This is a genomic window from Bdellovibrio sp. HCB274 (assembly GCF_047306075.1).
Lineage (GTDB): Bacteria > Bdellovibrionota > Bdellovibrionia > Bdellovibrionales > Bdellovibrionaceae > Bdellovibrio.
The window spans coordinates 3,711,980-3,719,145 of record NZ_CP178623.1; the positions used below are offsets into that span (position 1 = coordinate 3,711,980).

At 44.3% G+C, this 7,166-nt stretch carries 8 protein-coding genes; all 8 read right to left on the reverse strand.

The genetic code is table 11. The features are described from left to right. Positions 1–7: 7 nt before the first annotated feature. Genes rsmG through rpmH form a run of 8 tightly spaced genes read right to left on the reverse strand, consistent with a single transcriptional unit; the run spans position 8 to position 6,952 of the window. Positions 8–673 carry a 16S rRNA (guanine(527)-N(7))-methyltransferase RsmG gene (gene rsmG, locus ACLWNV_RS18035; protein ID WP_413585838.1) on the reverse strand — a complete coding sequence of 222 codons (666 nt, stop codon included), beginning with the start codon at positions 671–673 and terminating at the stop codon, positions 8–10. Beyond that, positions 660–2,555 (reverse strand): tRNA uridine-5-carboxymethylaminomethyl(34) synthesis enzyme MnmG, encoded by a 1,896-nt coding sequence (gene mnmG / locus ACLWNV_RS18040; RefSeq protein WP_413585839.1) that lies wholly within the window; start codon positions 2,553–2,555, stop codon positions 660–662. The genes rsmG and mnmG overlap by 14 nt, the downstream gene beginning before the upstream one ends. A 3-nt stretch (positions 2,556–2,558) precedes the next feature. Continuing rightward, a complete protein-coding gene (gene mnmE / locus ACLWNV_RS18045; protein ID WP_413585840.1) occupies positions 2,559–3,983 on the reverse strand; it encodes a tRNA uridine-5-carboxymethylaminomethyl(34) synthesis GTPase MnmE in 1,425 nt (474 codons plus the stop codon). A 16-nt stretch (positions 3,984–3,999) separates the two neighbouring features. Further along, positions 4,000–4,560 carry a protein jag gene (locus ACLWNV_RS18050; protein ID WP_413585841.1) on the reverse strand — a complete coding sequence of 187 codons (561 nt, stop codon included), beginning with the start codon at positions 4,558–4,560 and terminating at the stop codon, positions 4,000–4,002. A gap of 34 nt (positions 4,561–4,594) precedes the next feature. Further along, positions 4,595–6,232 carry a membrane protein insertase YidC gene (yidC, locus tag ACLWNV_RS18055; RefSeq protein WP_413585842.1) on the reverse strand — a complete coding sequence of 546 codons (1,638 nt, stop codon included), beginning with the start codon at positions 6,230–6,232 and terminating at the stop codon, positions 4,595–4,597. After that, positions 6,216–6,503 carry a membrane protein insertion efficiency factor YidD gene (gene yidD / locus ACLWNV_RS18060; RefSeq protein WP_413585843.1) on the reverse strand — a complete coding sequence of 96 codons (288 nt, stop codon included), beginning with the start codon at positions 6,501–6,503 and terminating at the stop codon, positions 6,216–6,218. Before yidD ends, yidC begins: the two co-directional genes overlap by 17 nt. Continuing rightward, positions 6,454–6,813 carry a ribonuclease P protein component gene (gene rnpA / locus ACLWNV_RS18065; protein ID WP_413585844.1) on the reverse strand — a complete coding sequence of 120 codons (360 nt, stop codon included), beginning with the start codon at positions 6,811–6,813 and terminating at the stop codon, positions 6,454–6,456. Before rnpA ends, yidD begins: the two co-directional genes overlap by 50 nt. Beyond that, entirely contained in the window at positions 6,803–6,952 is a 150-nt protein-coding gene (gene rpmH, locus ACLWNV_RS18070; RefSeq protein ID WP_413559203.1) for a 50S ribosomal protein L34, read from the reverse strand. Before rpmH ends, rnpA begins: the two co-directional genes overlap by 11 nt. Positions 6,953–7,166: the final 214 nt, after the last annotated feature.

The window sequence follows — 7,166 nt, forward strand, 5'->3', positions numbered from 1 at the left end:
AACCTTATTAAGAGATCTTTTCGGTGCGAACGACACCGTATTTAATAGCGCCGACAGGAAGTTTGTATTCTCCCACTAACGACGGGGACCAAATAGAACAAAGTTGTGTTGGGATTTCCCCCACCTCAATGCCCCACTCTTCTCCTTTTAGATGATAGACGGAACCGCCTTTAGCGACAATCTTACGAGCCATCAAAATAGCCTTAGAGATATTCCCGAAACCACGGCAAATAGCGAATTTTACCGAACCCTCTGGAAGAGACTCGATGTTACGGTGCTCGACCGAGATATTCTTAAAACCAAGGGCACTCACCGCATGATTCAGGAACTCGCACTTTTTAGGATCCGTATCTACCAGGACAACCTTGATGTTAGGATTCAAGATCCCGAAAACAACGCCCGGGAATCCATTGCCGCTTCCGAAATCATAGACTGTATCCATGTTTGGATTGGCTTTGGTAATTGCCTTGGTTGCCAGGATAGAGTCAGCAAAATGAAGGGCATCAGCAACAAAGACTGATTTTGCGGAAATAAGACTGACTGTACGATTAAATTTCTGAAGCTCATCGTGATAAGCCTTAAGTCGAGTTCTGACCTCAGGACTTAAATCGGGAAACCATTCATCTATACGCCATAGTATCTGCGGGGTTTCGGAGCTCTCAGCGTTGCTCATCCAGGCTCATCTCCTTGATCTTTTTGTGACCTTTTAGATGAATCATTATAGCTTGAATCGCAGAGGGATTTACACCACTAATCCGTTGTGCTTGACCTAAGGTACGGGGCCTAACGCGTTGCAGCTTATCCTTCTCTTCATTGGAGAGACCGCGTACTTCTGCGTAAGAAAGCGTGTCCGGAAGTACCAATTCTTCAAGGCGTTTTGACTGCTCGATCAAATCCATTTGGCGACGAACGTAACCAGAGTATTTAACTTCGATTTCTACCGGCTCAACCACGTTTGGATCGGAATCCAACTCAAAATTTAGCAGTTCCAAGTGTGAACTCGTTAGCTCGGGACGACGCAGCAACTCTTCGATAGATAAAGACTTTGTCATAGCTGGAGTTGGAATCTTAGCCAGAATTTCTTGTGTCTCTTTGGTGTTATAAACACGTGTTTCACGCATTCTTTCGTGAAGTGCTTTACGTTTTTCACGAAGAACAGCCACAAGCTCCAGCGACTGCTCGGACACGATACCCAATTTCTGGGCCCAGTGCGCCAACCTGTCGATAGTATTATCTTCTCTTAGAACCAATCTGTGTTCTGCGCGCGAAGTGAACATGCGATATGGTTCGCGCGTTCCTTTCGTAACTAGGTCATCAACAAGAACGCCCATGTATGCTTCATCACGTCCCAAGATGAATTCATCACGACCCAAAATACTGTTCGCAGCATTTACACCTGCGATGAAACCTTGTGCGGCAGCTTCTTCATAACCAGAAGTTCCGTTGATTTGACCTGCCAGGAATAATTGACGAATCGTTCTGGTTTCCAGGCGATGCCAGATTTGTGTTGGCTCAATATAGTCATACTCAACCGCGTATCCGTAACGAGCGACTTTTACATTCTCTAGGCCCGGGATTGTTTTTAGGAATTGATCCTGAACTTCTTCCGGCAAACTCGTAGAAATACCCTGCAGATAAATTAGGTCTGTAGAAAGACCTTCTGGTTCCAGGAATGTTTGGTGGCTGCCTCTTTCATGGAAGCGAGTCACTTTGTCTTCAATCGAAGGACAATAACGAGGACCGATACCTTCGATCAAACCACAATACATCGGTGATTTATCAAGGTTCGCACGAATGATGTCGTGAGTTTCCTCTGTGGTACGAGTCAAATAACAAAGAATTTGCGGAAGTTTTAACTGAGTCGAAGATTTGAAGCTGAAAGGATAAACCTTTTCATCACCACCGTGAGGAACTGTTTTTGACCAGTCGATAGAATCTTTTAGCAAACGAGCCGGTGTTCCCGTCTTCAAACGCTTAACTTCAAAACCAAATTGCGCCAACTGATCTGACAAACCGATGGAAGGTTTATCACCCACGCGGCCACCTGCCTCCTGGCGAAGACCGGTGTGCATAACACCATTCATGAAAGTACCGGTTGTGATGATCGTTGCCTTCGCAAAAATCTCGGAACCATCATCAAGAACCACACCCATGGCGATGTCTTTATCCAAAATCAGGCGTTTTACTTCACCTTGAAGGACTTCCAAATTTGGTTGATTGAAAAGAGCATGTTTTTGAAAGGCCGCATACAAATGCTTGTCGTTTTGAACACGAGTTCCGCGAACTGCGGGACCTTTCGAGGAGTTAAGACGCTTATACTGAATTGTTGTTTCGTCTGCAGCGACACCCATTTGTCCGCCCAGCACATCAAGTTCACGAACCATGTGGCCTTTTGCAAGTCCACCGATAGAAGGATTACAGCTCATGTACCCGATACGATCGATATTTGTAGTGACCATCAAAGTTTTTAGACCCAAACGTGCCGACGCCAAACATGCTTCGATACCGGCATGTCCCGCACCCACTACGATCACATCAAATTTTTTATTAGTCATAAGCTACTTCCCGATACAAAACTCTTTAAATACCCGGTCCATGATTTGATCATCGAACCGCTTACCTAAAGTTTCGTGAATCGCGATGAGGGATTCCTTAAGCTCCAAAGCCAGGAATTCAGAACCCATCCCCTGATCCACCAAGGTTTGTGACCTTTGAGCATTCTCTAAAGCACGAACCAGGTTTTCATAGTGACGGGCATTGGAAATAAGAACGGTATTTTCCACCTGCATATCCGCGAATTCCTGGACAAGCTCTTGAAGGACACTCGAACGCACCTTTTTATCAAGAGCACTGACAAAGAACACCCTTCTTGTGAAGAAAGCCTGGGGATCTGCGATTTTCTGGAAAAATTTACTGTTTTTAATGGCTTTTTCGACCATATCCAGGGGTTTAGACCCACCAATTCGGTCGATTTTATTAGCTAAAATGAAGGTTTTTTGAGGATCCAAGGACTCCAGAATTTGAGTCTCTTCAGCCCCCATGCCCTTCTCGATATCGAAAACAAAGAAAACCACGTCGGATTCATTCTGAGCTTCATAGCTTTTTTGAATACCGATGCGCTCAACCAGGTCAGTCGCTTCATCTCTTAAGCCGGCCGTATCGACGAAGGTGAATTTCACACCTTCATAGGAAGTATCCCCATGAATCACGTCACGGGTTGTACCTGGGATATCTGTTACAATCGCGCGTTCGTCTTCAAGGAATAGATTTAGTAAGCTTGATTTACCGACGTTCGGAAGACCCGTTAAAACAATACGGAAACCATCCTTTAATAGACGTCCCACTTTGAATGTTCCAACCAGGTCTTTAAGAGTCGCTTCGATTTTTTTAAGACGAACCTGAACCACAGAATTATCGACAACATCGATTCCTTCCGTAGAAAAATCAATGCTTGCTTCGGCGTGAGCCAAAATCCAGGTCATGTCATCTTCAACTTCTTCAAGCTTATTTGAAAGCTGACCTTTCAATTGGCGAAGTGCCAACTTAGCTGCCTGTTGAGACTGGGATTCGATCAAAGCCAGAACAGATTCCGCCTGAACCAAATCCAGCTTACCATTCATGAACGCACGATAAGTGAACTCTCCGCGATCCGCGGGACGAGCACCTAATTGCACCAATGAATTTAGAATATTTTGGCAGATTAAAGGACTTCCGTGACAGGAGATCTCGATCACTTCTTCACCTGTGAAGGAACGACCATTTTGGAAGTAAGTTACCAGAACCTCGTCAATCTCATTGCCGCCGTCTTTCAGATTTCCGAAATAAACTTTATGAGATTCAGGATGTGCAGGTAAGAATTTGCACAGCTTGGATACGATTTCCAATGTTTTAGGGCCGCTTACGCGAATGACGGAAATACCGCCCACTCCGTGAGGAGTGGAGACCGCGCATATTGTATCCTTATCACGATCTCCGCGAATCATACGACCCTACTAACAATTATTCGTGGTGAGCTTCTTCAGCTTTGTTACCTGCTGAATTGCCACCTTTTGCTGGATAGATTTTGATTTTTTTGTACAAGCCATCGCCCAAAGAACGGCTTTTGATACGAGGATCTTTAGCCAGGTATTGGTGAACAACTTTGCGATCTTTCGGCGGAAGAGCTCTGTAGTAAACAGACTTACCCTGCTCGATGCAGATTGCTTTTAAGTTTTCAGCGCGCTCGATAAGAGCACTTTCAGTTTCGTCACGGTAACCACCGCAATCAACTGTGATGTTTGTTTTATCTTCAGGGAAATTGTGCTGAATCACACGTTTAAGAAGCAATTGGAATGCATCCAACATTTGCCCTTTTTTATCTTTCAAAAGTTCTTCATCCCCACCAGAGAATTGAACAGAAAGAACGGCCCCACCGTCATCTTCTTTTGAAGAAGTGATTTCAAAAGAAAGATCGAATTGAGCTTTTTCGATGATACCCTCTAGAGTGTTTTGAACCAAAGCTTCAACTTCGCTGTTAGCACTCTTGCTTTTCCCCCCGAAAAGCTTACTAAAAAAACCCATTTTACCTCCCAGGTAAAAATAAAATCGTAAGTTACTATTTCGCTTTAACCGTCTTAACAGTCGGTTTTGCAGTTGGATCTCTCATGATCAAATACTGTTGGATGATACCGAACAATGTGCTGACAACCATATAAAGAGTCAGACCGCTTGGTAGCTGCAACATGAACACCGAGAAAACCAGAGGCATGAACGCCATAATTTTTGCTTGAGTAGGATCCATTGTGGATGGAGTGATCTTTTGCTGAATGTACATAAAGATCGCCATCGAAACAGGCAACACATAGAACTTATCGTGCGCAGACAAATCCGTGATCCAAAGAATGAACGGAGAATTGTAAAGCTCGATAGAAGAACCAATCACGCGGTAAAGGGCAAAGAAGATCGGGATTTGCAGAATCATAGGCAAACAACCGGACATCGGGTTCGCACCATGTTGCTTCATCACAGCCATCATCTCAGTGTTCAATCTCATCGCATCGTCTTTGTATTTCTCACGAAGACCCTGGATGATTGGTTGAACCTTTTGCATCGCCTTCATGGATTTTGCCGACATAATATTGAACGGAAGAACCACGAAACGTACTGCCAAAGTCAGAAGAATGATCGCTACACCCCAGTTTCCAGCAAGGGAATGGAATGCTTTCATCACGTACAACAACGGACGAGCGATGAAACCAAAGAAACCGAAATCAATGATATGAGCCAATTCTGGATCAGCGGCTTTCAACAAGTCGATAGACTTCGGACCCGCATAGAAGATTTGCGAGAACTTCATTTCGTCTTTCAACTGAACTGGTTTGTAAGTCAACTCAGCCACTGCTGTTTGCTTTTCTACGTTCGAAGTCAGTTTAACTTCTGGAATGATTTCAGACTTATCCAAAATAGCTGCAGCAAAGTACTGGGAGCTTACAGAGATCATTTCTGTATTTGGGAAATCCTTTACAACGTTTTCCTTGGAGTTACTGAAGTTCACAGTCTCGTGTTTGTCACCTTCGTGGCTGACAAAGAAATCCTGGTGCTCGTAAGAAGGGAACAACCATGAAGTGGATTTGTGAGTGTGGATAGATTCAGGAATTAGAAGAGAGAAACCTTTTTTAACATCTTCAGAAGGCTTCGTGAAAGAAACCGTGTTCGTGAAGGATGATTTCGCTGGATCAAATTGCAATTCACGAGTGATTGTCATCTCGCCAACCTGAGTAACACCGACGTATGAACCCGGTGCTTTTTCAGTCATATTAAAGACAACCGGCTTATCCTGGCCAGCAAAACGAAGAGCATAAAGTCCGTCGTTTTCGCCCTCGCCCAATTTGATTTTGTTACCTTGTTTATCCTCATAGTTATTCACAGTGAAGTTTTTAAGACCCATACCGTGATTAGTAATTTGGAAGGAAACTTTGTCGTCAGAGAAAGTAAAGGACTGTTCTTGAGCCGGAGCTGCAACAGTTTCAGATTTGCTTTCGATAGTCGCCGCAGGAGTTGTTGCTGCTGCTGTTCCAGCGGAACCTGCAGTTGCATCTGCTGTTTGAGTTTGTGCAGTTTTTGGCTTGTTATAGTCTGGATATTTCTTACCCAGATATGTCTGCCAGCCGAAATAAATGACTGCGACTGCGCCAACTGCAATCAGTGTTTTAGGATCGAAAAAGCCAGGATTGTTCTTATCTTGCTGAGTCATGGAGCGTTCCTCCTGAATCTGGGACCGGATCATAACCGTAAGGTCCACCCGGTCGACATTTACAAATTCGTTTTGTGATTAACCAAAAAGCTTTATGCGATTTGTGTTTGTGAATAGCTTCTAGTGCGTAGGCTGAGCAGCTCGGCTCGAAGCGACAGGATCCACCTAAATGAGTGGTTCCAATAGATCTGTAGGCAGCGACGAAAAACCAAAGCAATGCTTTAAAGGTTTTTTCGAAGAGACCCAATCCCGCGATCCATAGCTTTGACAAATTCCTCGTGTGGGAGGCCTTTGTAGAAAGTGGTATCCATGGGTTTGAAGATGATATTGATGTCGGCTTCAATAGAGTTTCCTGTTTTAAGCAGGGCTCTGAAGTATTCTCGACTCCAACGTTTAAGCTTGTTTCGCACAACCGCAGGACCGACTTTTCGGCTTGCAGTTACACCAAAACGCAACTGACCAACGGAGTTCTTCTGATAATTCAGAAGTAACCACTTCGTAGGCCAGTTTCTTTTGCCAGATTGTTTGAGAGAGAGAAACTCAGAGCTGCGCTTAATACCTAGCGGAGAACTATTTTCCACCTGTAGAAACCGTCAAACGTTTTCTACCTTTAGCGCGACGACGGTTAAGAACTTCTTGACCAGCTTTAGTAGCCATTCTTGCGCGGAAACCGTGAGATGTTTTACGACGTTTGTTTGATGGTTGGTATGTACGTTTCATGTGTTCTCCTGAACTACTCTCTACCGAGATTTTTACGACGCTAAAAGACGTCAATTACGCCAACTTTTAATCGGCGACTACATATATGATTCCACAAAGCTGTAATCAACTAGATACGTGGGGCACTAATTAATCACAACGCGGCATCAAGGTCAACTGTTGAAAACTTCAGCTCCCCTTGTTAAGGCTACTCTGCATTTCGAGGGGATGGTCT

Coding starts and splice junctions, on each gene's coding strand:
- rsmG (WP_413585838.1), bottom strand. CDS start 673: ATGAGCAACGCTGAGAGCTCCGAAACCCCGCAGATACTATGGCGTATA.
- rpmH (WP_413559203.1), bottom strand. CDS start 6,952: ATGAAACGTACATACCAACCATCAAACAAACGTCGTAAAACATCTCAC.
- ACLWNV_RS18050 (WP_413585841.1), bottom strand. CDS start 4,560: ATGGGTTTTTTTAGTAAGCTTTTCGGGGGGAAAAGCAAGAGTGCTAAC.
- mnmE (WP_413585840.1), bottom strand. CDS start 3,983: ATGATTCGCGGAGATCGTGATAAGGATACAATATGCGCGGTCTCCACT.
- mnmG (WP_413585839.1), bottom strand. CDS start 2,555: ATGACTAATAAAAAATTTGATGTGATCGTAGTGGGTGCGGGACATGCC.
- yidC (WP_413585842.1), bottom strand. CDS start 6,232: ATGACTCAGCAAGATAAGAACAATCCTGGCTTTTTCGATCCTAAAACA.